Source organism: Pseudaminobacter sp. Soil_N_29 (genome assembly GCF_057656055.1).
In genome coordinates this window covers 59,160-81,209 of sequence record NZ_JBDGLC010000008.1, presented here as the reverse complement: position 1 = coordinate 81,209, position 22,050 = coordinate 59,160, and the positions used below count along the sequence as shown (strand labels likewise).

Sequence of the window (22,050 nt, the reverse complement as noted above, 5' to 3'; positions counted from 1 at the left end):
GCGATAAACTCCGCAGACTTTAGCGGCAGCATGGGGCGCCGTCATCAGGCTTGAGCCCGCCTGCGGCAAAGCGGCCGGCCCACCTGCCAGGCGGCCGGCTGGGCCGGACTAACGCTCCGGCGAGCGGGCGACCGCCACGGCCGGCACCTTGCCGCCGAGCGGGCGCGGCGCGGTCGACCTTGGCGCTTCCGTCGTCGCCGACGGCTTGTCCGCGCCGCGGCGGGCCTTTGCCAGCCAGTCGAGATAGTAGGCCAGCGCGAACTGCAGGGCGATGCCGGTTGAAAGCAGCACCGTGTCGTAGAGCGTGCCGCCGGGGCTCACCGTCTTCATGACCTGGCCGATCATTGCGAGCACCGTGCCGGCGATGAAGATCGGCAAAGAATGTCGGCCGAGGATGGCGAGCGGGTTGTCGGCGCGGGTGCGAGCGAGATTCGACAGCACCGGTATGGCGACGACCAGATAGGCGAGCGCCAGCACGTGGGCAAGACGCGGCAGCGACAGGAACGTCTTGTCGAAGCCGGTCAGCACGGCCGGCAGGCCGAAGGAAATGTCCACGCCCCAGAGCGGCACGCGCACCCAGGCGAGCGCCAGCAGCGCATAGGCGGCGGCCGCGCCGGCCAACCAAGGCCGGAAGGCGATGTCGCCGCCGCGCTTGACGTGCAGCATGGCAGCAAAGCCGATGACGAACAGGAACTGCCAGGACAGCGGGTTGAGGAACCAATAGCCGGCGGTCGGGTAGTTGACGGGGGCGATCTTGTAGACGCCGCAGGCCAGCCAGATCAGGCCGGACACGGCAACCGTCAGCCGCAGGCTGACATTGCTCAGCACCAGGAACAGCGGCATCATCAGGAGCAGCGCGGCATACATCGACAGGATGTTGTTATAGCCGAGCTGGTGCCCGAGCGTGACGATGCCGAACAGGGCGCGCGGCGTGTCTTCCATCACGGCCTTGATGTTGATCAGCGTGAGGAGGTCCGGCCTTGCAAAATAGATGGCCGCGCCGGCGAAGATCGCCAGCGTCGCCATCGTCGTCATGATGTGGGTGACATAGAGCACGCCCGCGCGCCGCCAGGCCTTGATCGTGACCAGCAGGCGGTTTCCGGGCTTGAACTTGGTGCCATAGGCAAGCCCGATGGCGATGCCCGAGATCAGCACGAAGGCCTCGGCCGAGTCGGAGAAACCGAAGTGCTTGTGGGTGAGATACTCGTAGATCGTGCCCGGCACGTGGTTGACGAAGATCGTCAGAAGCGCCAACGCCCGGAACACGTCGATGCGGGTATCGCGCTTGGAAGGTGCTGTTGTCGTCATGGCCGCCACGAAGCCTTATGCGTGTTACAATTCCGACAGCCAGCGCACTTGGCGGTGATGCATGCCATTTCGGGCTGTGCTCTAAGACGGAGAAACGGCTATAAGAAGGTGGGGTTCGGGCTTGTACCCTCAAAAATGGTTAAGAGCCTGAAACAATGGCGACGGCCGCAGGCCAAGATGTCCGGCTGTTCAAGCCGCCTGTCTTCAATTATGCCAAAATCCAACCATGATCGCCCTGCATGGGGCCTGAACACCGGAACGCCATGATGACCGAAGCCACCACGCCCAACCGCTGCCGCATCGTGCTGATCGCCCCCGCCGGCGAGACGCCGGAGCAGTTTGAAGCGCGGCTTCGCCAGGCGATAGCCGGCGGCGACATCGCCTCGCTCATAGTGCCGGCTTTCGGCCGCGACGAAGCCGCTTTCCAGGCCTTTGCCGCGCGCATCGTTCCCGTGGCGCAGAACGCGGGCATCGCGGTGATAATTGCCGATGACACCCGCGTTGCCGGGCGGGTGGGCGCCGACGGCATTCACCTGGAATGCGGGCGGGAGGATCTGGAAGAGGCGATCGAGCGCCACCAGGCGAAGATGATGGTAGGCGCCGGCGGCGCCAAGACGCGCGACGAGGCGCTGGAACTTGGCGAGGCGCGGCCCGACTACATGTTCTTCGGCCGCTTCGGCTATGATAACAAGCCCGAGCCGCACAACCGCAACCTGGCGCTCGGGCGCTGGTGGGCGGAAATGATCGAAATTCCCTGCATCGTGATGGCGGGCTCCGACATTGCCTCGGTGGAAGCGGTGGCCGCGACCGGCGCCGAGTTCGTGGCGCTGTCAAGCGCGGTCTTCGGCGATGGCATCGACCCGAAACAGGCGATCGAGAAAGCCAACGCCGTGCTCGACGAAACCGCGCCGCGCTTCTTCGTCGAGTCCGATTAGCGGAGGAACCGATGGTGACAGCTTCGAGATACTCCCGCCCCACGCTTTTCCTGGCACTGATGCTGGCGGCGTTCCCGTCGGCCGCGCTGGCGCAGGAGACCGCCGGCGCGCCGGCGGAACAGAAGACGTTGCCCACCACGACGCCGGCGCCGAAGGACATGACGCCGCTGCCGACGCCTACGGACGCGTTCGACCCGCAGCGTTTCGGCGGCAAGGCTACCGGCAGCGAGCCGGACCAGGACCGCTTCGGAGGCGCCAAGACCGACCCGGCCTACGGCGCCTTCCAGCGCGGCCTCTACAAGACGGCCTACAACCTGGCGATGACGCGCGCGGAAGCCGGAAATGCTGCCGCGCAGACGCTGGTGGCCGAAATCCTCTCGCGCGGGCTGGGCGTGGCGCGCAACAACAAGGAAGCGGCCAAGTGGTACGGGCTGGCCGCCGAGCAGGGTGTTCCCGAAGCCCAGTTCCAATATGCGCTGATGCTGCTCGACGGCAGCCTCGTCAAGAAGGACCCCAAGGCCGCCTTTGCGCTGATGCAGTCGGCGGCCGAAGCGGGCAACCGGCTGGCGCAGTTCAACTTTGCGCAGATGCTGGTGGCGCGCGACGCAGGCGCCAAGGGGCTCGAGGAAGCCGCCGTCTATTACGAACGCGCCGCGCAGGCCGGCTTGGCGGACGCGCAATATGCCATGTCTCAACTCTACGCCAATGGCGTCGGCGGCAAGAAGCACGATGACGCCGAGGCCCGGCGCTGGCTGGTGCTTGCCGCGCGCCAGGGCTACGACACCGCACAGCTCGACCTCGGCACCTGGATGGTGAACGGGCGCGGCGGCCCCCGCGAGGAAAAGGCCGGTTTTTCCTGGATGCTGCGTGCTGCCGCCGGCGGCAATGTGGCGGCCCAGAACCGGCTCGCCAAGCTCTACATGAACGGGTTGGGCACCGATCCCGACACCGTCACCGCGGCAGCCTGGTACATATTGGCGCGGCGCGCCGGGCTGACCGACCCGGTCATGGACGACCTTCTGGACGGGCTGACGGACGAGGAACTGAAGCAGGCGCTCTACCGGGCCAACCGGCTGCGCTGATTACTGCGATCGACAGGCCGGCGAGCCGCCGCAATCGCATCGAAAACGCATCGGCAGGCACGCCACTTTTGTGCCTGTCTCTTGCCTCTCCACACAAATTGTGGTCTTGGAAGCCCCGAAACCGCCGATCGGGCGGGCAAACTTCCGGAACAGTGCACCTATGGCCAAGATCAACGGCAATGAAATCCGTCCCGGCAACGTCATCGAGCATGACGGTGGCCTTTGGGTGGCGGTCAAGACCAACCACGTGAAGCCCGGCAAGGGCGGCGCCTACAACCAGGTCGAGCTGAAGAACCTCATCAACGGCACCAAGCTCAACGAGCGCTTCCGCTCGGCCGAGACGGTCGAGAAGGTGCGGCTCGAGCAGAAGGACTTTTCGTTCCTCTACGAGCAGGGCGAATCGCTGGTGTTCATGGACACCGAGAGCTACGAGCAGCTCGAGCTCAACAAGGATTTCGTTGGCGAGCGCGCCGCCTTCCTGCAGGACGGCATGATGGTGACCGTCGAGCTCTATGAAGAAAAGCCGATCGGCATTGCTCTTCCCGACCAGGTGACGCTCACCATCACGGAAGCCGACCCGGTGGTGAAGGGTCAGACGGCCGCTTCGTCCTACAAGCCGGCCGTGCTCGAGAACGGCATTCGTGTTCTGGTGCCGCCCTTCATCGAGTCCGGCGAGCGTATCATCGTGGACACCAACGAAATCACCTACATCCGCCGCGCAGACTAAGCGCGGCGCCGGAGACTGGAAAAATGGCGCGTTCGGCGATTCTCAATGTCATGGTCCAGGCCGCGATGAAGGCCGGACGCTCGCTGGCGCGCGACTTCGGCGAGGTGCAGAACCTGCAGGTCTCGCTGAAGGGCCCCGGCGATTATGTCAGCCAGGCCGACCGCAAGGCCGAGGAGATCATCCACGCCGAGTTGTCGCGGGCGCGGCCCGGCTACTCCTTCCTGATGGAGGAGCGCGGCGTCGTCGAAGGCGAGGACGACCAGCATCGCTGGATCATCGATCCGCTGGACGGCACCACCAACTTCCTGCACGGCCTGCCGATGTTCGCGATTTCCATCGCGCTCGAGCGGCAGGGCCAGATCGTCGCGGGCGTGATCTACAATCCGGCGATGGACGAGCTCTACACCGCCGAGCGCGGCGGCGGGGCCTTCCTCAACGACCGCCGCCTGAGGGTGGCGGGCCGGACCAAGCTTTCCGATGCGGTGGTCGGCACCGGCATTCCGCATCTGGGGCGCGGCCATCACGGCCACTTCCTGGTCGAGCTGCGCAATGTGATGGGCGAGACGGCGGGCATCCGCCGCATCGGTGCCGCCGCCCTCGACCTTGCCTATGTCGCCGCCGGTCGCCTCGACGGCTTCTGGGAAGAGCCGCTGGCCCCCTGGGACATGGCGGCAGGAATCCTGATGATCCGCGAGGCCGGCGGCTTCGTCTCCGACAAGCAGGGCGGCAGCAACATGCTGGACAACGGCACCATCGTGGCCGGCAACGAGGCGATCCACCGCGCGCTGCTGAAGACGCTGAAGAAGCCGGTGACGACACGCTGATCTTGCGGCGGCGCGGGCGGGCAGAACATGCGGTCCGCGCGACCGTATGGCGGTGAAACGCCGCCCTCGAGACGTCGCAGCCCACGACCGAAGGCCTGCAATGCCGCTTTCCTCGCCCCGGAGCAGGAAGCGGCTTTCAATTTCGTCACATTTCCGTTTAGAGTCACAGGCAGTTTGGCGGGTGACCCGGCGGGTGCGATCATCCCGGCGGTTCACAAGGACTGATGACCTGGAGCGCAGGCGAACGCGCGAGACGCGGCCTGCCCGAAAAGCTCCAGCCATCGGAAAATCGGGGTGCGCATGGCGTTGCTGAGACAAATCGGAACGGGAGAAGCTGCCGAGGCGGCGAACTACGACCCGCACAAGCTGTCGAGCCCGCAGGTATTCCTCCTGTCGATGCTGGTGTTCCTGGCCATCGTCGCCTTCATCGCGGCGATCCTGACCCGGCAGATTTCATCGGCCTTCGCGACCAATCCCGGCCTGAACGGGCTGATCCTGGGCGTGCTCCTGATCGGCATCCTGCTGGCGTTCCTGCAGGTGACGCGGCTGTTTCGTGAGGTACGCTGGGTGAACTCCTTCCGGGCCGGCTCGGAAACCACGACGCCGGTGCTGCTGGCGCCGATGAAGGCGCTGCTCGGCCGCTCGTCCTCAACCGCGCTCTCGACCAACTCGATGCGCACGATGCTGGACTCGATCGCCACGCGCCTCGACGAAAGCCGCGACATCTCTCGCTATCTGATCGGGCTTCTGGTGTTTCTGGGCCTGCTCGGCACCTTCTGGGGCCTGTTGCACACGATCGGCTCGATCGGCGACACGATCCAGTCGCTGGACCCCGGCAGCGGCGACACCGCCGCCGTGCTCGATGCGCTGAAGGCCGGCCTTGCCGCGCCGTTGGCCGGCATGGGCACGGCCTTCTCGTCATCGCTGTTCGGCCTCGCCGGCTCGCTGGTGCTGGGCTTCCTCGATCTGCAATCGGGCCGGGCGCAGACGCGCTTCTACACCGAGCTTGAAAACTGGCTGTCCTCGGTCACCGACCTCTCCTCCGACATCCAGACCGTGGCCGAGCCCGTCCATGCCGGCTCTTCCGAAGAGCTGCGCGTGCTGGCCGAGCGGTTGCACAGCCTTCAGGAAGGCGGCGGCTCCAGCCCGCGCGTGGCCACCGCCATGGCCAATCTGGCCGACGGCATTTCCGGCCTGGTCAAGAACATGCGCTCCGAACAGCAGATCATGCGCGACTGGGTGGAGGCGCAGTCGCAGGAACAGCAGGCAATGCGGGCGACGCTGGAAAAGATCGCCGAAGCCTTGAAGACGAGGGAGCACAGCTGACATGGCGCTGAGCCGCCGGCGCAGCGACCGCCGCATCGACTACTGGCCGGGCTTCGTCGACGCGCTGTCGACGCTGCTCCTGGCCATCATGTTCCTGCTTTCCGTGTTCGTGCTGGCGCAGTTCCTGCTCAGCCGCGAGATTACCGGGAAGGACGAGGTGCTGAACCGCCTCAACTCGCAGATCAACGAGCTGACGCAGCTTCTGGCGCTGGAAAAATCCAACAGCCAGGACGCGCAGGATTCGCTGGCCAACCTGCAGGCATCGCTTTCGGCGATGGAATCAGAAAAGAGCCGGCTGGAGCAGCTTCTTGCGCAGGGCTCGGGCGCCGGCGCGGCAGCCGAAGCGCGCATCGGGTCGCTAAGCGGCGAACTCGACGAGCAGCGCCAGGTCAGCCAGCGCGCGCTGTCGCAGGTCGAACTGCTCAACCAGCAGATCGCGGCGCTGCGCAAGCAGATCGGCGCGCTGGAACAGGCACTGGAAGCCTCCGAGGCCAAGGACCGCGAATCCAACACCAAGATCGCCGATCTCGGAAAGCGGCTGAACGTGGCGCTGGCGCAGCGGGTGCAGGAGCTGAACCGCTATCGCTCCGACTTCTTCGGCCGCCTGCGCGAAATCCTGTCGGACCGCGAGAACATCCGCATCGTCGGCGATCGCTTCGTCTTCCAGTCGGAAGTGCTGTTCCCGGTCGGCTCCGAGGTCATCAACGATGCCGGCCGCACCGAGATGAAGAAGCTGGCCGACGCCATCATCGACCTGCAGAAGGAAATACCGCCCGAAATCAACTGGGTGCTGCGCGTGGACGGCCACACCGACGACCGGCCGCTTTCCGGCGCCGGACGCTATCGCGACAACTGGGAGCTTTCGTCCGCCCGCGCAACCTCGGTGGTGAAATTCCTGATCGAGAACGGCGTGCCGGCCAACCGGCTGGTGGCCGCCGGCTTCGGCGAATACCAGCCGCTGGATGCGGCCGGCACCGACGAGGCGCGCTCGCGCAACCGCCGCATCGAGCTGAAGCTGACGGAGCGCTGAGGCGCCCTGCCCCGGGTTGGCGAAGGGCTTGCATGCTGCGGCGCGTTGGTGTTCCTCTCCGACCACCAGAAAGTCCGGAGGCACCATGTCATTCGCAAAACTCGACCAGCTCGGCCGCAAACTTGAGGCGCTGGAACACGCGCTGGCCATTCTCGGCGCCGACGAGGCGACCCACATGGCGGTGGGCGGCGGCGAGAAGCGCGCAGAGGCGATCGCGGCGATTGCCGGCATGCACCATCGCCAGGCGACCGCGCCGGAGATCGCCGACTGGATCGGCGCTGCCGAAGGCGAGGCGCTGGACGCCGACCAACAGTCGGCGCTGCGCGAATTCAAGCGGCAATACACCAACATGACCTGCCTGCCCTCCGAATTCGTCGAGCGGCAGACGGTGGCGCGCATGCGCTGCGAGCAGCTGTGGCGCGACCTGCGCGCCAAGAACGACTGGGCGGGTTTTCTGCCGGCGTTGGAAGGCGTGATCGCCCTGACACGCGAGGAAGCCGCCATGCGCGCCGACGCGCTCGGCCTTCAGCCATATGACGCGCTGATGGAGCAGTATGACCCCGGCAACCGCGCAGCCGACATCGCAGCGGTTTTCGACGAGTTGAAGCGCTTCCTGAAGGGCTTCGTGCCGGAAGCGCTGGAGGTGCAGGCGCAGCGGCTGGCCAAAACGCCGCTCAAACCCCTTTCCGGCGTCTACCCGATCGACCGGCAGCGCGAGCTGGGCCTTGCGATGATGGCGGCGGTGGGCTTCGACCTGACGCGCGGCAGCCTCTCGGTATCGCACCACCCGTTCTGCGGCGGCGTGCCGACCGACGTGCGCATCACCACGCGCTACAAGACCACCGATTTCCTGTCGTCGCTGATGGGCGTGCTGCATGAGACGGGCCACGCACTCTACGAGCAGAACCTGCCGCAGGAATGGTCGCACTGGCCGCTCGGCAAGGCGCGCGGCATGGCCGTGCACGAGAGCCAGAGCCTGTTCGTGGAAAAGCAGCTCGGCCGCAACCCGGCCTTCTGGGACTGGGGGCTGCCGCTGGTGGAAGAACATCTCGGCGAGCACTGGAACAAGGCCAACATCCTCGCCCATGTCCACCGGGTCGAGCCCGGCCTGATCCGTGTCGACGCCGACGAGGTGACCTATCCGCTGCACGTCATCCTGCGCTTCGAGCTGGAGCAGGAGCTGGTGAGCGGCAAGCTGAGTCCGGTCGACCTGCCGGAAGCCTGGGACGCCAAGATGCGCGACTATCTCGGCCTTTCCACCATCGACAACCCGGCCGACGGCCCGATGCAGGACGTGCACTGGCCGAGCGCGGCCTTCGGCTATTTCCCCTCCTATACGCTCGGCGCCATGATGGCGGCGCAGCAATGGGCGGCGCTGACGCGGCAGCATCCGTCGGTGGACGACGAGATCGCCAGAGGCGACTTCGAGACGGTGAACGGCTGGCGGCGCGACAACATCTGGTCGCAGGCCTCGCGCTATTCGACGCCGGAACTGCTTGAGCGCGCGACCGGCGAGAAGCTGAACGCGAAGTATTTCACGGAGCATCTCAAGCAGCGCTACGGGGCTTGATCCCCCGATCGGGACGAAGAAGACCCTCCGGGCGCTTGGCGTTTCCGCGCATTTGAAAGGACCCCCACCCCTACCCCTCCCCACAAGGGGGAGGGGAACTTCGTTGGACAGCCTCCAGCACCAACCTCCACCGTTTTTGGTGACCGTGATGACGAGATCGTCCCCCTCCCCCTTGTGGGGAGGGGTTAGGGGTGGGGGTACAAGGCCGGTCAATGCGATTGTCCCCTGCCTTGCGCGCGTTGGCCGGCGAAAATGCCCTCCCCATTTTCCTGCTTGATCTCCCCCGCCTTTCGCCGAAACTGGCCGTGAGGTGAGGGAGACCAAAAGGATGGCGGAGCAGGCGGATGCGATCGTCGTGGGCGGCGGGCTGGCCGGACTGGTGGCGGCGGCCGAGCTGGCGGATGCCGGCAAGCGGGTGATTATCCTCGAGCAGGAGGGCGAAAACTCGCTGGGCGGCCAGGCCTTCTGGTCGCTGGGCGGGTTGTTCTTCGTCGACAGTCCCGAACAGCGGCGCATGTGCATCAGGGACAGCCGCGAGCTTGCGCTGCAGGACTGGCTGGGCTCGGCGCAGTTTGACCGGCCGGAGGATCATTGGCCGCGCAAGGTGGCCGAAGCCTTCATCGACTTCGCGGCCGGCGAGATGCGCCCCTGGCTCCATGCGCAGGGCATGCGCTGGTTTCCGGTCGTGGGCTGGGCCGAGCGCGGCGGCGCGCTGGCCACCGGGCACGGCAATTCCGTTCCGCGCTTCCACATCACCTGGGGCACCGGTCCGGGCGTGCTGGAACCGTTCTTGCGCCGCGTGCGCGAACACACGGCGGCAGGAAGGATAGAACTGAAATTCCGACATCAGGCCAGCCGACTGATCAGGACCAACGGCACGATCACCGGCGTTGCCGGCGAAATCCTCGAACCGTCCACCGTGGAGCGCGGCCAAAAGTCCGGGCGAGGCGTGGTGGGCGAATTCGAGTTCAGCGCCGGCGCCGTGCTGCTCACCTCCGGCGGCATCGGCGGCAATTTCGAGCTGGTGCGGCAGAACTGGCCGCGGGATCGCCTTGGGCCCCCGCCGCAGAACATGGTGGCCGGCGTGCCGCACCATGTCGACGGCCGCATGGTAGCGGTTGCGCAGGACGCCGGTGCTGCCGTCATCAATGCCGACCGCATGTGGCACTATACGGAGGGCGTGAAGAACTGGGCACCGATCTGGCCCAATCACGGCATCCGCATCCTGCCCGGGCCGTCATCGCTGTGGTTCGACGCGCGCGGCAACCGGCTGGCAGCGCCCTGCCTGCCCGGCTTCGACACGCTGTCGACGCTGAAGGCGATTTTGGCCACCGGCTACGACTATTCCTGGTTCGTGCTCACCCAAAAAATCGTCAAGAAGGAATTCGCGCTTTCGGGCTCCGAGCAAAACCCGGATTTTACGTCCAAGAGTTGGCGCGCGGTGCTGAAAAGCCGGCGCGGGGCCGGCGCGCCGCCGCCGGTGGAAGCCTTCAAGCAGCATGGCGAGGATTTCGTCGTTCGCGACAATCTTCGCGACCTGGTCGCCGGCATGAACGCGCTGGCGGGCGAAAGCTTGATCGACCACGACCGTCTGCGTGGCCAGATCGAGGCGCGCGACCGCGAGATCGACAACCCGTTCTCGAAGGATGCGCAGGTGACCGCCATTCGCGGTGCGCGCAACTATCTCGGCGACCGTCTGGTGCGCACGGCCAGGCCGCACAAGATCCTCGACCCGGCCAACGGCCCGCTGATCGCGGTGCGGCTCAACATTCTCACCCGCAAGACACTGGGCGGGCTGCACACCAATCTCAACGCGCAGGTGCTGGATGCCGCCGGCGAGCCGATCCCCGGCCTTTATGCGGCCGGCGAAGTGGCCGGCTTCGGCGGCGGCGGCTACCACGGCTACAACGCGCTCGAAGGCACGTTCCTTGGCGGCTGCATATTTTCCGGCCGCGCCGCCGGGAGGCATGCGGCGGGGCGATAGCTACTCCGCCGCCTGGAAGGCGGTGGCGCCGGTCTCGAACTGCAGGCGGGCGAGCTCGGCATAGACGCCGCCCTTGCGCACCAGCGAGGCGTGGGTGCCTTCCTCGACGATGCGACCGCCATCCATGACCAGGATGCGGTCGGCCTTGAGCACTGTCGCGAGCCGATGAGCGATGACGATTGTGGTGCGGCCCTGCATCAGCCGCTCCAGCGCGGTCTGCACCGCCGTCTCGCTCTGCGCGTCGAGCGCGGAGGTGGCTTCATCGAGCAGCAGGATCGGCGCGTCGCGCAGGATGGCGCGGGCGATCGCCACGCGCTGGCGCTGGCCGCCCGACAGCATGACGCCGCGCTCGCCGACAGGCGTGTCGTAGCCTTTCTCGAGCTTTTCGATGAACTCGTCGGCCAGCGCATCGCGCGCCGCCGCCCGGATGTCTTCCGGTGAGGCGCCGGGCCGGCCGAAGGCGATGTTCTCGCCAGCGGTGGCGGCGAACACGGTAACGTCCTGCGGCACGATTGCCGTGCGGCCACGCACCGCCTGCGGATCGGCCCTGGAGACGTCCACGCCGTCGATCAGCACCGAGCCCGAAAGGGGATCGTAGAAGCGCAGGATCAGCGAGAAGATGGTGCTCTTGCCGGCCCCCGAAGGGCCGACGATCGCGACCGTCTCGCCCGGCTGGATCGAAAAGCTGACATTGTGCAGAGTCGGCCGGTCGGGCCGCGCCGGATAGGCGAATGAGACGTCGCGGAACTCGACCCGGCCCTCGGCCTTTGCCGGCAATGCCAGGGATGTGGCCGGCGCGATGATCTGCGGCTCTTCGGCGAGGATTTCCGTGAGCCGTTCGGCAGCACCCGCCGCCTGGCTGAGGTCGCCCCACACTTCCGACAGGGCGCCGAGCGCGCCGGCTGCGAAGACCGAGTAGAGCAGGAACTGGCCGAGCGTGCCGGCAGAAATCGAGCCCGACAGCACGTCGCGCGAGCCGAACCACAGCACCGCCACCACGGAGGCGAAAATGGTGAAGATGGCAAAGAAGGTGAGGAAGGAGCGCGCAAGGATGGACGAGCGCGCCGCCTCGAAGGAAATATCCACGGCCCGAGCGAAGCGGCCCGTCACCAGCTTTTCGTTGGTAAAGGCCTGCAGAATGCGCATGGCGCCGATCTGCTCGCTGGCGTAGGCCGTGGCGTCGGCAAGAGTGTCCTGGGCGGCGCGCGACTTGCGGCGCACCGAGCGGCCGAAGGCCACCAGCGGCAGCACGATGACCGGGATGGCGGCCAGCACCAGCCCGGAAAGCTTGGGGCTGGTGACCACCATCATGCCGATGGCGCCGAAGCAGAGAATGAGGTTGCGCAGCGCAACGGAAGCCGTGGCACCGACGGCCGACTTCACCTGGGTGGTGTCGGCGGTCAGCCGCGACACGATCTCGCCCGACTGCGCGGTGTCGAAGAAGGCCGGCGACAGCCGGGTGACATGGGCAAAGACATCGCGGCGGATGTCGGCCACCACCCGCTCGCCCAGCGTGATGACGAAATAGTAGCGGCAGGCCGAGGCAAGCGCCAGCAATGCCGCCATGATCACCAGCATGGAAAAATAGCTGGCGATGAAGCCCGAATCGGAGGTGGAGAAGCCGTGGTCGATCATGCGCCGCACGGCGATGGGCAGCGTCAGCGTGGTGGCCGCGGCCATGACCAGCGACACGCCGGCGCCCACCACGAGGCCGCGATAGCGCGTGAGGTAGGGAGAGAGGCTGCGTAGCGGCTTGATTGAGCGACGGGTTTGCTTTTCCACAGTCCGCCCGGTTTCAGCCATCTTGTCCGTCCTTTCGGTCATCGGCGCGAAACCGCCGCTGCGGCCTTGAGATTCGCATTTGCCTGATGTATAGGCACGCCGACCGTTTTAGAAGCCGCGGCCTCTCAATAGCTGCGGCTTTGAATTTTCAAAAGAGGCGCATCGCCGCAGGCGCAAGCCGCGAACCGCGCCCAAAAGCAGGAAAAGTGCGATGAAGGCCGATATCCATCCCGACTACCACGTCATCAAGGTCGTCATGACTGACGGCACCGAATACCAGACGCGCTCGACCTGGGGCAAGGAAGGCGACACGATGAACCTCGACATCGATCCGTCGACCCATCCGGCCTGGACCGGGGGCCAGCAGACGCTGCTCGACCGCGGCGGCCGCCTGTCGAAGTTCAAGAAGCGCTACGAAGGCCTCGGCATCTAAGCCGCGCCATCGAGTCCGAGATTGTAAAAAAACCCGCCTTCGAGGCGGGTTTTTTTATTGGTTCGGGATCATGCGGTCTGCCGCTGCCAGCGCGCCATGGCATGCTCGATCAGCCGGCCGACGAGGTCGGGATAGGCGATTCCGCTGGCGGCGAGCGTCTTGGGATACATGCTGATGTTGGTGAAGCCGGGGATGGTGTTGACCTCGTTGACGAGCGCGCTGCCGTCGGCGCGAACGAAGAAATCGACACGCGCCATGCCCTCGCAACCGAGCGCCAAGAAGGCCTTGCGGGCGATCTCCTGCAGCGCGCGCGTCGCCGCCTGCGGCATCTCGGCGGGGATGCGCAGGGCAGCGCCTTCGGCGTCGACATATTTGGCCTCGTAGGTGTAGAAGCCGTGGCTCGCGGCCGGCACGATCTCGCCCGGCACCGAAACCATCAGCGCGCCGTCGGCCTGCTCGAGCACGGCGAACTCGATTTCGCGCCCCGCTACGAACTCTTCGATCAGCACCTTGCGGTCGTGCCTGAAGGCCTGGTCCAGCGCCGCTTGCAGCTGCGCGGCCGTCTCGGCCTTGCTCACGCCCACCGAAGAGCCCTGTCGCGCCGGCTTGACGAAGACCGGCAAGCCCAGCTGCGCCTTGACGGCTTCGAAGGAAGGCCGCTCGCCGGCATGCACGGTCACGCCACGCGCCACAGGCAGCCCGGCCTCCTTCATCAGCCGCTTGGCCGCGTCCTTGTCCATGGCGTTGGCCGAGCCGGCCACGCCGCAGCCGACGTAAGGCACGTCCGCAACCTCGGCCAGGCCCTGCACCGTGCCATCCTCGCCGAAGGGCCCGTGCAGGACGGGAAAGAGCACGTCGATCTTCGGCAGTTCGAATGGTGCACCAGCGTCAGGCACCGCGACCAGCCGCCCCTTGCCGCCGGGCAGGAGGCTCACCTCCGTGCCGCTTCCGGGCACCGCCTGGGGCAATGCGCCGTCAGGGCCGAGAGAAGCCAGGAACCAGCGGCCATCGCGGCCGATGCCGATCGGCACCACCTCGTAACTGGCTGCGTCGATCGCCTTGACCACGTTGCTTGCGGAAAGGATGGAAACCTCATGCTCGGCAGAGCGCCCGCCGAACAGAACTGCAACGCGTGGTCTCGATGTCATGCTCGGTTCCCTCGATGAAGTGCCGCCTGGAAATCAGGGCGCATATCGAATGGACGGCGATTGCCGCTTATCTGTGGCGATGCGGTTGGGCCTGCCACTGAAATCCAGATGGATTCAGGCCGGGTCGGTTGCCTTGCGGTCCGAATGGCCGAGATCGCGCTCGGGATCGATGATGTCGCGAACGCGCTGCTTGAGCACCTTGGCTTCCGGGAAGCCGCCGTCGCGCTTGCGCTCCCAGACGAGTTCGCCGTTACACGAAATCTCGAAGATGCCGCCGGTGCCCGGCACCAGCGCCACCTCGCCGATATCCGTGCCGAAGGTGGAGAGCAGTTCCTGCGCCAGCCAGCCCGCACGCAGCATCCACATGCACTGGGTGCAGTAGGTGATGGCGATGCGGGCCTTCGGCGCAGGCGTGGTCATGCCGCGCTGAGCTTGGCGAGGGTCGCTTCGTCGACCTCGAAATTGGCGTAGACGTTCTGCACGTCGTCGTCGTCCTCGAGGGTGGCGATGAGCTTGAGGATGGACTGGGCACGATCCTCGTCCACCGGGATGTTGTTCTGCGGCTTCCAGATCGGCTTGACCGACTGCGCTTCACCAAGCGAGGCTTCGAGCGCCTTGGAAACATCGCCCAGGTCCTCGAAGGCGCAGAGGATGGTGTGGCCGTTCTCGTCGGACTGGACGTCTTCCGCACCTGCCTCGATGGCCGCATCCATCACCTTGTCGGCGCTGCCGGCCGAGGCCGGGTAGACGATCTCGCCGACGCGGTCCCACATGAAGGCTACCGAGCCGGTTTCGCCGAGCGCCCCGCCGGCCTTGGTGAAGGCGGCGCGGACATTGGAAGCGGAACGGTTGCGGTTGTCGGTCAGCGCCTCGACGATGACGGCGATGCCGCCCGGGCCATAGCCCTCGTAGCGCACTTCCTCATAGTTCTCGGCGTCGCCGCCCGAAGCCTTGTTGATGGCCCGCTGGATGTTGTCTTTCGGCATCGACTCGGCCTTGGCGTTCTGGATCGCCAGCCTGAGGCGCGGGTTCATCGCCGGGTCAGGCAGGCCCTGCTTGGCCGCAACCGTGATTTCGCGCGCGAGCTTGGAAAACATCTTGGACCGCGCCGCATCCTGGCGGCCCTTGCGGTGCATGATGTTCTTGAATTGTGAATGGCCAGCCATGGAACCCCTGCTGTCGTTGAATTCGGCTATCTGGAATGGGCCGGCTTATAAATAAATTGCCGCCAAACGTCCAGCCGGACCGCTTTTCGGCGGCAAGCAAAGGCGACTTTGTCTACTGGCCGCCCTCACCTTCGCTGCGGCGCCGCCGCGCCAGCATGTTGAGCGCCTCGACCAGCGCCGAAAAACCCATCGCTGCATAAATATAGCCCTTGGGCACGTGGAAGCCCATCCCATCGGCGATCAGCGTCATGCCGATCATCAGGAGGAAGCCCAGCGCCAGCATGACGATGCTGGGGTTGGCTGCGATGAACTTGGCCAGCGGATCGGCCGCCACCAGCATCACGGTCACGGCAGCGATGACGGCGATGTACATGATGACGATCTCGTCGGTCATGCCCACGGCGGTAATGATGGAGTCCACCGAGAACACCAGGTCGAGCAGCAGGATCTGGAAAATCGCCGCCCCGAGGCTGAGCTTCAGCGTGCCGCTGGCGATGTCGTGCTCGTTTTCGCTGTGCGGATCGACGGCCTGGTGGATTTCACGCGTGGCCTTCCAGACCAGGAACAGACCACCGGCGATCAGGATGATGTCGCGCCATGAGAAGGCGTGGCCGAAGGCGGTCAAGACCGGCGTGGTCAGCTGCACGATGAAGGAGATGGTGGCGAGCAGCAGCAGCCGCATGATCAGGGCTGCGCCGATGCCCAGCCGGCGCGCCCGCGACTGCTGTTCCTTCGGCAGCTTGTTGGTGAGGATCGAGATGAAGATCAGGTTGTCGATGCCGAGCACCACCTCCATCACGATAAGCGTGACAAGGGCCGCCCAGGCCGTCGGTTCGCTCAAGAAGGCGAAGTGCGGCGCCAGAAACTCGATGATCGGCATCTGCGGTGGGTTCCCTGTCCGGATAATGTCCGGCAGAGGTAGGTAGGCACCTGCCCTACTTCAACGCCGCCTACCAGAAAGATGGCACGGTTTCTTCAAGCCGGGCCCCGAGCCGAAGTGGCGCGACCTTTTCGGCAAGACCGGTGCTGTCCGAGATCTCGACACCAACGCCACAGATGGTGGCCGGGCCGTTTGCAGCCTCGAAGCGGCCCTTGGGCACCTTGGACAGGAAGCGGTTGAGCGGCTCTTCCTTGTCCATGCCGAGCGAGGAATCGTAGTCGCCGCACATGCCGGCATCGGTCAGATAGGCGGTGCCGCCATTGAGGATCTGGTGGTCGGCGGTGGGCTGGTGGGTGTGCGTGCCCACGACAAGGCTGGCGCGGCCGTCTACGAAATGTGCAAAGCACATCTTCTCGCTGGTCGCCTCGGCATGGAAGTCGATGACGACCGCGTCGGCCTGCTCGCCGAGCGGGCAGGCGGCAAGCTCGCGCTCGGCGGCCTGGAACGGATCGTCGAGCTCGGGATGCATGAAGACGCGGCCCATGATGTTGGAAACCAGCACGCGTGCGCCGTTCCTGGCGATGTAGAGGCCGGAGCCGCGCCCCGGCGTGCCCTTCGGAAAGTTGGCCGGGCGCAGGAAGCGATCCTCGCGCGGTGCGAAGGTCAGCGCCTCTCGCTGGTCCCAGACGTGGTTGCCGGTGGTCACGACATCGGCGCCGGCATTCAGCGTCTCGCGAAAGATCTCCTCGGTAATTCCGAAGCCGCCGGCGGCGTTCTCGCCGTTGACGATGACGAAATCGAGCCGGAAGTCGGAGATCAGCCCGGGCAGCCTTTCCCAGACCGCCGTGCGGCCGGACTTGCCGACCATGTCACCGAGAAAGAGTAGTCTCATGAAAGTCTGATCCTGCGAGCGATGCCAGCGTCGCCGACGCGAGCGCGATCGCTGCCTGGTCGCAGTCCGCCGGACGCTCCCTTCTACAGAGGTCAACCGAAGCGGCGCAACCCGCTTTCTGTAAGGATTTCGGGAATGATCACGTCGTGCGGCTCGTCCGGCACCAGCGGCACCTCCTGGCAGTCGAAGGCAACCCCGATCATGCGCGGTTGCAGGCCCTTATCGTGCAGGCGGGCGATGGCGCGGTCATAATAGCCGGCGCCGTAGCCGATGCGGTGGCCGCGCGCGTCGAAGGCGGCCAGCGGAATAAGCATCACATCCGGGTCGAGGACCGGCGCGTCCTCGCCCGGTCCGGCGGTGCCGAACCCGGTCTCCACCAGCTCGGCGCCGCGCAACAGTTCGCGGAAGACGATGGTCGTCTTGTCGAGGACTGCCGGCAGGCAGAGCCGCGCGCCCTTCTCCTGCAGGGCAAACATCAGCGGGCGAACGTCGACCTCGGAGCGTATCGGCCAGAAGCCGGAGACGATCGTGCCCGGCTCTACGGGAATGGACTTGGCGGCCTCGACCATGCCTAGCGATGCCTCGATGCGCCATTCGACCGGCAGCGCGTTGCGCCTGGCCAGCGCCTCGGCGCGCAATTGCTTCTTCAATGCCTTCAGTTCCGTCACGGCTTTACCTGCCCCGCTTTGGCGCCCTTATGCCGCGCCAGGATGGAAAAGACCAGTTTCGGGAAGCATCGCGGCAGCGACAATTTCGCGACGCGGCGCGAAATCGGGCTGCCCGAGAGACGAGTTGGAAGGGAAGTGACGATCCACACAACCGGTGGAGAAGTCGATCCCGGGAACCTACAAAGTAGGTGGGCGCCGTATGAGAAAACCCACGGGTCTTCCCAGGGACAGCTCCCTTAAGGATCGATAAGGCCCCGGGGAAATGTTACTCCTGCCGAGAGGCGCAGACCGCCGACACGGAATATAAACCGCGGTGCGTCCCGATGCCAGAGGGCGCGCAAGAGAATTGCCGCCGATGGTTGCGACCAGCGTGCCGGCAAGCCCCGTCAACTACAGGCGCGCAAGAAACTCCGCCTTATTCCTAACTCATCTTTAACCATAACAGTCCATGAAGAAGCTGGTGAAGATTGCGTGTTTTCGACGCCTTCCTTTTACCAAATTTCGCCCTGAAAAGGCCCCGAACGGCGCATTTTGGGGACATTCCGGAAGCTTCGCAAACGGACCACATGGGATCATGCGCATGGGCTAGCCGCGAGCCACGCCCGGAAATTTTAGGGACTGTCTGAACATGGAAAACATCGCACTCGCCGAACCGGGCGCACAACTATCCATCTGGGCGCTGTTCTGGCAGGCCGGCTGGGTTGTGAAGCTGGTCATGCTCGGCCTGCTCGGCGCTTCGATCTGGACCTGGGCCATCGTCATCGACAAGACCATCAGCTATGGGCGCATGCGCAGCGCGCTGAACCGCTTCGAGCAGATCTTCTGGTCGGGTCAGTCGCTGGAGGAGCTCTACCGCACCCTTTCCGACCGCAAGACGATCGGCATGGGCTCGATTTTCGTCGCCGCTATGCGCGAATGGAAGAAGAGCTTCGAGAAGGGCGCCAAGTCGCCTCTCGGCCTGCAGACGCGCATCGACAAGGCCATGGATCTGGCGTTGACCCGCGAGATGGAACGCATGGAGAGCCAGCTCGGCTTCCTGGCAACCATCGGCTCGGCCGCGCCCTTCATCGGCCTGTTCGGCACGGTGGTCGGCATCATGACCTCCTTCCAGGCGATTGCCGGCTCGAAGTCGACCAACCTGGCCGTGGTGGCGCCGGGTATCGCGGAAGCGCTTCTGGCCACCGCCATCGGCCTGCTCGCGGCCATCCCCGCGGTCATCGCCTACAACAAGCTTTCATCCGACGCCGGCAAGCTCGCCACCCGCATGGAAGGCTTCGCCGACGAGTTCTCCGCCATACTGTCGCGCCAAATCGATGAGAAGGTCGCCCACAAGGGCTGAGGGGACGAGCAATCATGGGAATGTCTGTAAGCGCAGGCGGATCGAGCCGAGGCGGACGCGGCAGAAGGCGCGGCCGCGGCAAGGGCGGCCTGATATCCGAAATCAACGTCACGCCGTTCGTCGACGTGATGCTGGTGCTGCTCATCATCTTCATGGTCGCGGCGCCGCTGCTCACCGTCGGCGTGCCGATCGACCTGCCCGAAACCCAGGCCAAGGCCATGAATTCGGAGACGCAGCCGATCACCGTCTCGGTCAACGACCAGGGCCAGATCTATCTGCAGGAAACCGAGATAGAGCTCGACGACATCGTGGCCAAGCTGGAGGCGATCTCCAAGACCGGCTACGACGAACGTATCTATGTGCGCGGCGACAAGACCGCCGACTACGGCACCGTCATGAAGGTGATGGCGCGCGTCTCCGCCGCCGGCTACAAGAATCTCGGCCTCGTGACCCTGCAGGAACAGGACAACCAGTAAGGGCATGAGAACCGGTCTCACCACATCGGTTGTTCTGCATGCTGCGGCGCTGGGGCTGGGCCTGTTCACGCTGTCGGCGCCGCGCGCCTTCGAGGTGACGGACGTGGAGTCCCTGCCCGTCGACATCGTGCCCATCGAGTCGATCACCCAGATCCAGCAGGGCGACAAGAAGGCGCCGATGAACGAGAAGCCGGCGCCCAAGCCGACCAAGCGTCCCGACATCGTGCCCGACGCGGAAAAGGTGGGCGAAAACAATATCGACACCGACAAGAAGCCGACGCCGGAGGCCAAGCCCAAGCCGGTGGAATCGGCCGATGCGCCGCCGCCCTCGCCGGAGCCGACGCAAAAGCCGGTGGAACAGCCCAAGCCCGAGCCGGTGAAACAGCCCGAGCCGAAGCCGGAGCCGACGCCGGTGAAGGAAGCGGAGCCGCAGCCGCAGCCCAAGCAGGAGGAAAAACCCGACCAGGTGGCCGAGGCCATCGCCGCGGAAAGCCCCAACGCCGAGGCCATGCAGCTGCCCAAGTCGGCGCCCGCACCAGCGGCGAAGCCGCAGCCGGAGAAGCCCCCGGCAGCGAAGACGCCCGACCGCAAGGAACCCGAGAAGCCGACCAAGCCGGCTTCCGCCGCCCAGAAGTCGGACGAGAAGTCGTTCAACTCCGACGAGATCGCCGCTCTTCTCAGCAAGGAGAAGGCGGCCGGCGGCGGCGCCAAGCGCTCGAACGAGCAAGCTTCGCTGGGCGGCGACAGGAGCAACAACAACGGCGCCAAGCTCTCGCAGAGCGAGATGGATGCGCTGCGCGGGCAGATCCAGCGCTGCTGGAACATTCCCGCGGGTGCCCTCGACGCGCAGAACCTGCGCGTGTCGGTGAAGTTCAAGCTGGACCGCAGCGGCGCAGTCGACGGCGGCGCAGAAGTCATTTCCGGCGGCGGTTCAAGCGGCGTCGAGCGCGCCGCGGCCGAGTCGGCGCGCCGCGCAGTGCTGAAGTGCTCACCCTACAACCTGCCCGCCGACAAATACGACGCCTGGGCGGACGTCATCGTCAATTTCGACCCGAGCGAGATGTTCTGACCATCCGCAAATTGGACCAAAGAGGCCGAGCTTCATGAAGAATTTCTTCAAAACGATCATGCTCATGGGGGCGCTGGCCGCCGGCATGAGCACCTTTGCGACGCTGCCGGCGCGCGCGCTGGTGGAAATCGATGTCAACAAGGGCAACGTCGAGCCCCTGCCCATCGCCATCACCGACTTCCTGTCGGGCGACGGCATCGGCGCTGAAATCTCCAGCATCGTCGCCGCCGACCTGAAGCGTTCGGGCCTGTTTGCGCCGATCGACAAGCGCGCCTTCATCGAGAAGATCTCCAATCCGGACGCCGCGCCGCGCTTCGAGGACTGGAAGGTCATCAACGCGCAGGCGCTGGTTACCGGCCGCGTGACCCAGGAGGCCGACGGCCGCCTGCGCGCGCAGTTCCGCCTCTGGGACACGTTTGCCGGCCAGCAGTTGGCGGGCGAGCAGTTCTTCTCCTCCAAGGCCAATTCGCGCCGCGTGGCCCACATCATCGCCGACGCCATCTATGAGCGGCTGACCGGCGAGAAGGGCTATTTCGACACCCGCATCGTCTTCATCGACGAATCCGGCCCCAAGACCCAGCGCAAGCGGCGCCTGGCCATCATGGACCAGGACGGCGCCAATGTGCGCTACCTGTCGGACGGCCGCTCGATCGCCATGACGCCGCGCTTCTCGCCGACGCGCCAGGAAATCACCTACATGTCCTACGAAAGCGGCCAGCCGCAGGTCTACCTGCTGCAGATTGAGACCGGCCAGCGCGAACTGGTGGGCAACTTCCCCGGCATGACGTTCGCGCCGCGCTTCTCGCCCGACGGCCAGCGCGTGATCATGAGCCTGCTGCGCGACGACGGCAATTCCAACGTCTTCTCGATGGATCTGCGCAGCCGCACCACCACGCGCCTGACCAACTCCAACTCCATCGACACCTCGCCCTCCTATTCGCCGGATGGCTCGAAGATCGTCTTCACCTCCGACCGGGGCGGCCGGCCGCAGATCTATGTGATGAATGCCGACGGCTCGGGCCAGACCCGCATTTCGTTCGGCGAGGGCAGCTACTCCACGCCGGTGTGGTCGCCGCGCGGCGACCTGATCGCCTTCACCAAGCAGTCGGGCGGCCAGTTCCAGATCGGCGTGATGCGCACCGACGGCTCGGGCGAGCGCATCCTGACCAGCGGCTTCCAGCAGGAAGGCCCGACCTGGGCGCCGAACGGCCGCGTGCTGATGTTCTTCCGCGAGGCCGCCGGCTCGGGCGGAGCGCGCCTCTACTCCATCGACCTGACCGGCCGCAACGAGCAGCCGGTGCCGACGGCGAACTTCGCCTCCGACCCGGCCTGGTCGCCGCTGCTGGAATAGCTGCCTTTCCGAGGCGCGGCGTTCACCCGAACGCCGCGTTTCCGCCGCATTTCGGCCTAG

At 65.7% G+C, this 22,050-nt stretch carries 21 protein-coding genes and 1 other RNA gene; 13 read left to right on the top strand and 9 right to left on the bottom strand.

What is annotated here, in order from left to right; genetic code table 11:
* Positions 1–108 precede the first annotated feature (108 nt).
* Positions 109–1,308, bottom strand: a complete 1,200-nt coding sequence (locus AC3A4H_RS18040) for an OpgC family protein (protein WP_487767934.1) — start codon at positions 1,306–1,308, stop codon at positions 109–111.
* Between the two features lie 266 nt (positions 1,309–1,574).
* Here AC3A4H_RS18040 and AC3A4H_RS18035 point away from each other — a divergent pair, with 266 nt between their 5' ends.
* The 8 genes from AC3A4H_RS18035 to AC3A4H_RS18000 all read left to right on the top strand — a co-directional run bounded on the left by AC3A4H_RS18035 (position 1,575) and on the right by AC3A4H_RS18000 (position 10,786).
* The gene (locus tag AC3A4H_RS18035; RefSeq protein ID WP_487768105.1) at positions 1,575–2,243 is read left to right on the top strand and encodes a thiamine phosphate synthase; all 669 of its coding nucleotides are present in this window, start codon (positions 1,575–1,577) and stop codon (positions 2,241–2,243) included.
* An 11-nt stretch (positions 2,244–2,254) separates the two neighbouring features.
* A complete protein-coding gene (locus AC3A4H_RS18030) occupies positions 2,255–3,325 on the top strand; it encodes an SEL1-like repeat protein (RefSeq protein ID WP_487767933.1) in 1,071 nt (356 codons plus the stop codon).
* A gap of 160 nt (positions 3,326–3,485) precedes the next feature.
* The gene (gene efp, locus AC3A4H_RS18025; protein WP_348778965.1) at positions 3,486–4,052 is read left to right on the top strand and encodes an elongation factor P; all 567 of its coding nucleotides are present in this window, start codon (positions 3,486–3,488) and stop codon (positions 4,050–4,052) included.
* A 23-nt stretch (positions 4,053–4,075) separates the two neighbouring features.
* Complete coding sequence (locus tag AC3A4H_RS18020; protein WP_487767932.1) at positions 4,076–4,876, top strand: inositol monophosphatase family protein; 801 nt, start codon at positions 4,076–4,078, stop codon at positions 4,874–4,876.
* Positions 4,877–5,176: 300 nt separating this feature from the next.
* Positions 5,177–6,202, top strand: coding sequence for a MotA/TolQ/ExbB proton channel family protein (locus AC3A4H_RS18015; protein ID WP_487767931.1), 1,026 nt, complete (start codon positions 5,177–5,179; stop codon positions 6,200–6,202).
* A 1-nt stretch (position 6,203) separates the two neighbouring features.
* On the top strand, positions 6,204–7,232 hold the full coding sequence (locus AC3A4H_RS18010; RefSeq protein ID WP_348778962.1) for a peptidoglycan -binding protein: 1,029 nt from the start codon (positions 6,204–6,206) through the stop codon (positions 7,230–7,232).
* Between the two features lie 85 nt (positions 7,233–7,317).
* The gene (locus AC3A4H_RS18005) at positions 7,318–8,802 is read left to right on the top strand and encodes a carboxypeptidase M32 (protein ID WP_487767930.1); all 1,485 of its coding nucleotides are present in this window, start codon (positions 7,318–7,320) and stop codon (positions 8,800–8,802) included.
* Between the two features lie 328 nt (positions 8,803–9,130).
* Positions 9,131–10,786 carry an FAD-binding dehydrogenase gene (locus AC3A4H_RS18000; RefSeq protein ID WP_487767929.1) on the top strand — a complete coding sequence of 552 codons (1,656 nt, stop codon included), beginning with the start codon at positions 9,131–9,133 and terminating at the stop codon, positions 10,784–10,786.
* On the opposite strand, the gene AC3A4H_RS17995 is transcribed toward AC3A4H_RS18000, so the two are convergent.
* Positions 10,787–12,589, bottom strand: coding sequence for an ABC transporter transmembrane domain-containing protein (locus AC3A4H_RS17995; protein WP_487768104.1), 1,803 nt, complete (start codon positions 12,587–12,589; stop codon positions 10,787–10,789).
* A gap of 190 nt (positions 12,590–12,779) precedes the next feature.
* Between AC3A4H_RS17995 and rpmE the strand changes: the two genes are divergently transcribed.
* A complete protein-coding gene (gene rpmE / locus AC3A4H_RS17990) occupies positions 12,780–13,001 on the top strand; it encodes a 50S ribosomal protein L31 (protein WP_348778959.1) in 222 nt (73 codons plus the stop codon).
* 68 nt (positions 13,002–13,069) lie between these two features.
* Here rpmE and AC3A4H_RS17985 read toward each other — a convergent pair whose 3' ends face one another.
* The 7 genes from AC3A4H_RS17985 to ssrS form a co-directional block, all read right to left on the bottom strand.
* Entirely contained in the window at positions 13,070–14,149 is a 1,080-nt protein-coding gene (locus AC3A4H_RS17985) for a D-alanine--D-alanine ligase family protein (RefSeq protein WP_487767928.1), read from the bottom strand.
* Between the two features lie 114 nt (positions 14,150–14,263).
* Complete coding sequence (locus AC3A4H_RS17980) at positions 14,264–14,569, bottom strand: Rdx family protein (protein WP_487767927.1); 306 nt, start codon at positions 14,567–14,569, stop codon at positions 14,264–14,266.
* A complete protein-coding gene (locus AC3A4H_RS17975) occupies positions 14,566–15,315 on the bottom strand; it encodes a YebC/PmpR family DNA-binding transcriptional regulator (RefSeq protein ID WP_348778956.1) in 750 nt (249 codons plus the stop codon). Before AC3A4H_RS17975 ends, AC3A4H_RS17980 begins: the two co-directional genes overlap by 4 nt.
* 112 nt (positions 15,316–15,427) lie before the next feature.
* On the bottom strand, positions 15,428–16,195 hold the full coding sequence (locus tag AC3A4H_RS17970) for a TerC family protein (RefSeq protein ID WP_487767926.1): 768 nt from the start codon (positions 16,193–16,195) through the stop codon (positions 15,428–15,430).
* Between the two features lie 70 nt (positions 16,196–16,265).
* Positions 16,266–17,087, bottom strand: a complete 822-nt coding sequence (locus AC3A4H_RS17965) for a TIGR00282 family metallophosphoesterase (RefSeq protein WP_348778954.1) — start codon at positions 17,085–17,087, stop codon at positions 16,266–16,268.
* A gap of 92 nt (positions 17,088–17,179) precedes the next feature.
* Positions 17,180–17,755, bottom strand: a complete 576-nt coding sequence (locus AC3A4H_RS17960) for a 5-formyltetrahydrofolate cyclo-ligase (RefSeq protein ID WP_487767925.1) — start codon at positions 17,753–17,755, stop codon at positions 17,180–17,182.
* Positions 17,756–17,891: 136 nt separating this feature from the next.
* Positions 17,892–18,048: non-coding RNA, 6S RNA (gene ssrS, locus AC3A4H_RS17955), on the bottom strand.
* Between the two features lie 335 nt (positions 18,049–18,383).
* Here ssrS and tolQ point away from each other — a divergent pair.
* From tolQ to tolB, 4 genes are read left to right on the top strand one after another with little or no spacing between them, the layout of a single operon-like run.
* Entirely contained in the window at positions 18,384–19,094 is a 711-nt protein-coding gene (gene tolQ / locus AC3A4H_RS17950; RefSeq protein ID WP_348778952.1) for a protein TolQ, read from the top strand.
* Between the two features lie 14 nt (positions 19,095–19,108).
* Entirely contained in the window at positions 19,109–19,570 is a 462-nt protein-coding gene (gene tolR, locus AC3A4H_RS17945; protein WP_487767924.1) for a protein TolR, read from the top strand.
* Positions 19,571–19,574: 4 nt separating this feature from the next.
* Positions 19,575–20,639, top strand: coding sequence for a hypothetical protein (locus tag AC3A4H_RS17940; RefSeq protein WP_487767923.1), 1,065 nt, complete (start codon positions 19,575–19,577; stop codon positions 20,637–20,639).
* A gap of 58 nt (positions 20,640–20,697) precedes the next feature.
* Positions 20,698–21,990 (top strand): Tol-Pal system beta propeller repeat protein TolB, encoded by a 1,293-nt coding sequence (gene tolB, locus AC3A4H_RS17935; protein ID WP_487768103.1) that lies wholly within the window; start codon positions 20,698–20,700, stop codon positions 21,988–21,990.
* The last annotated feature ends 60 nt before the right edge of the window (positions 21,991–22,050 follow it).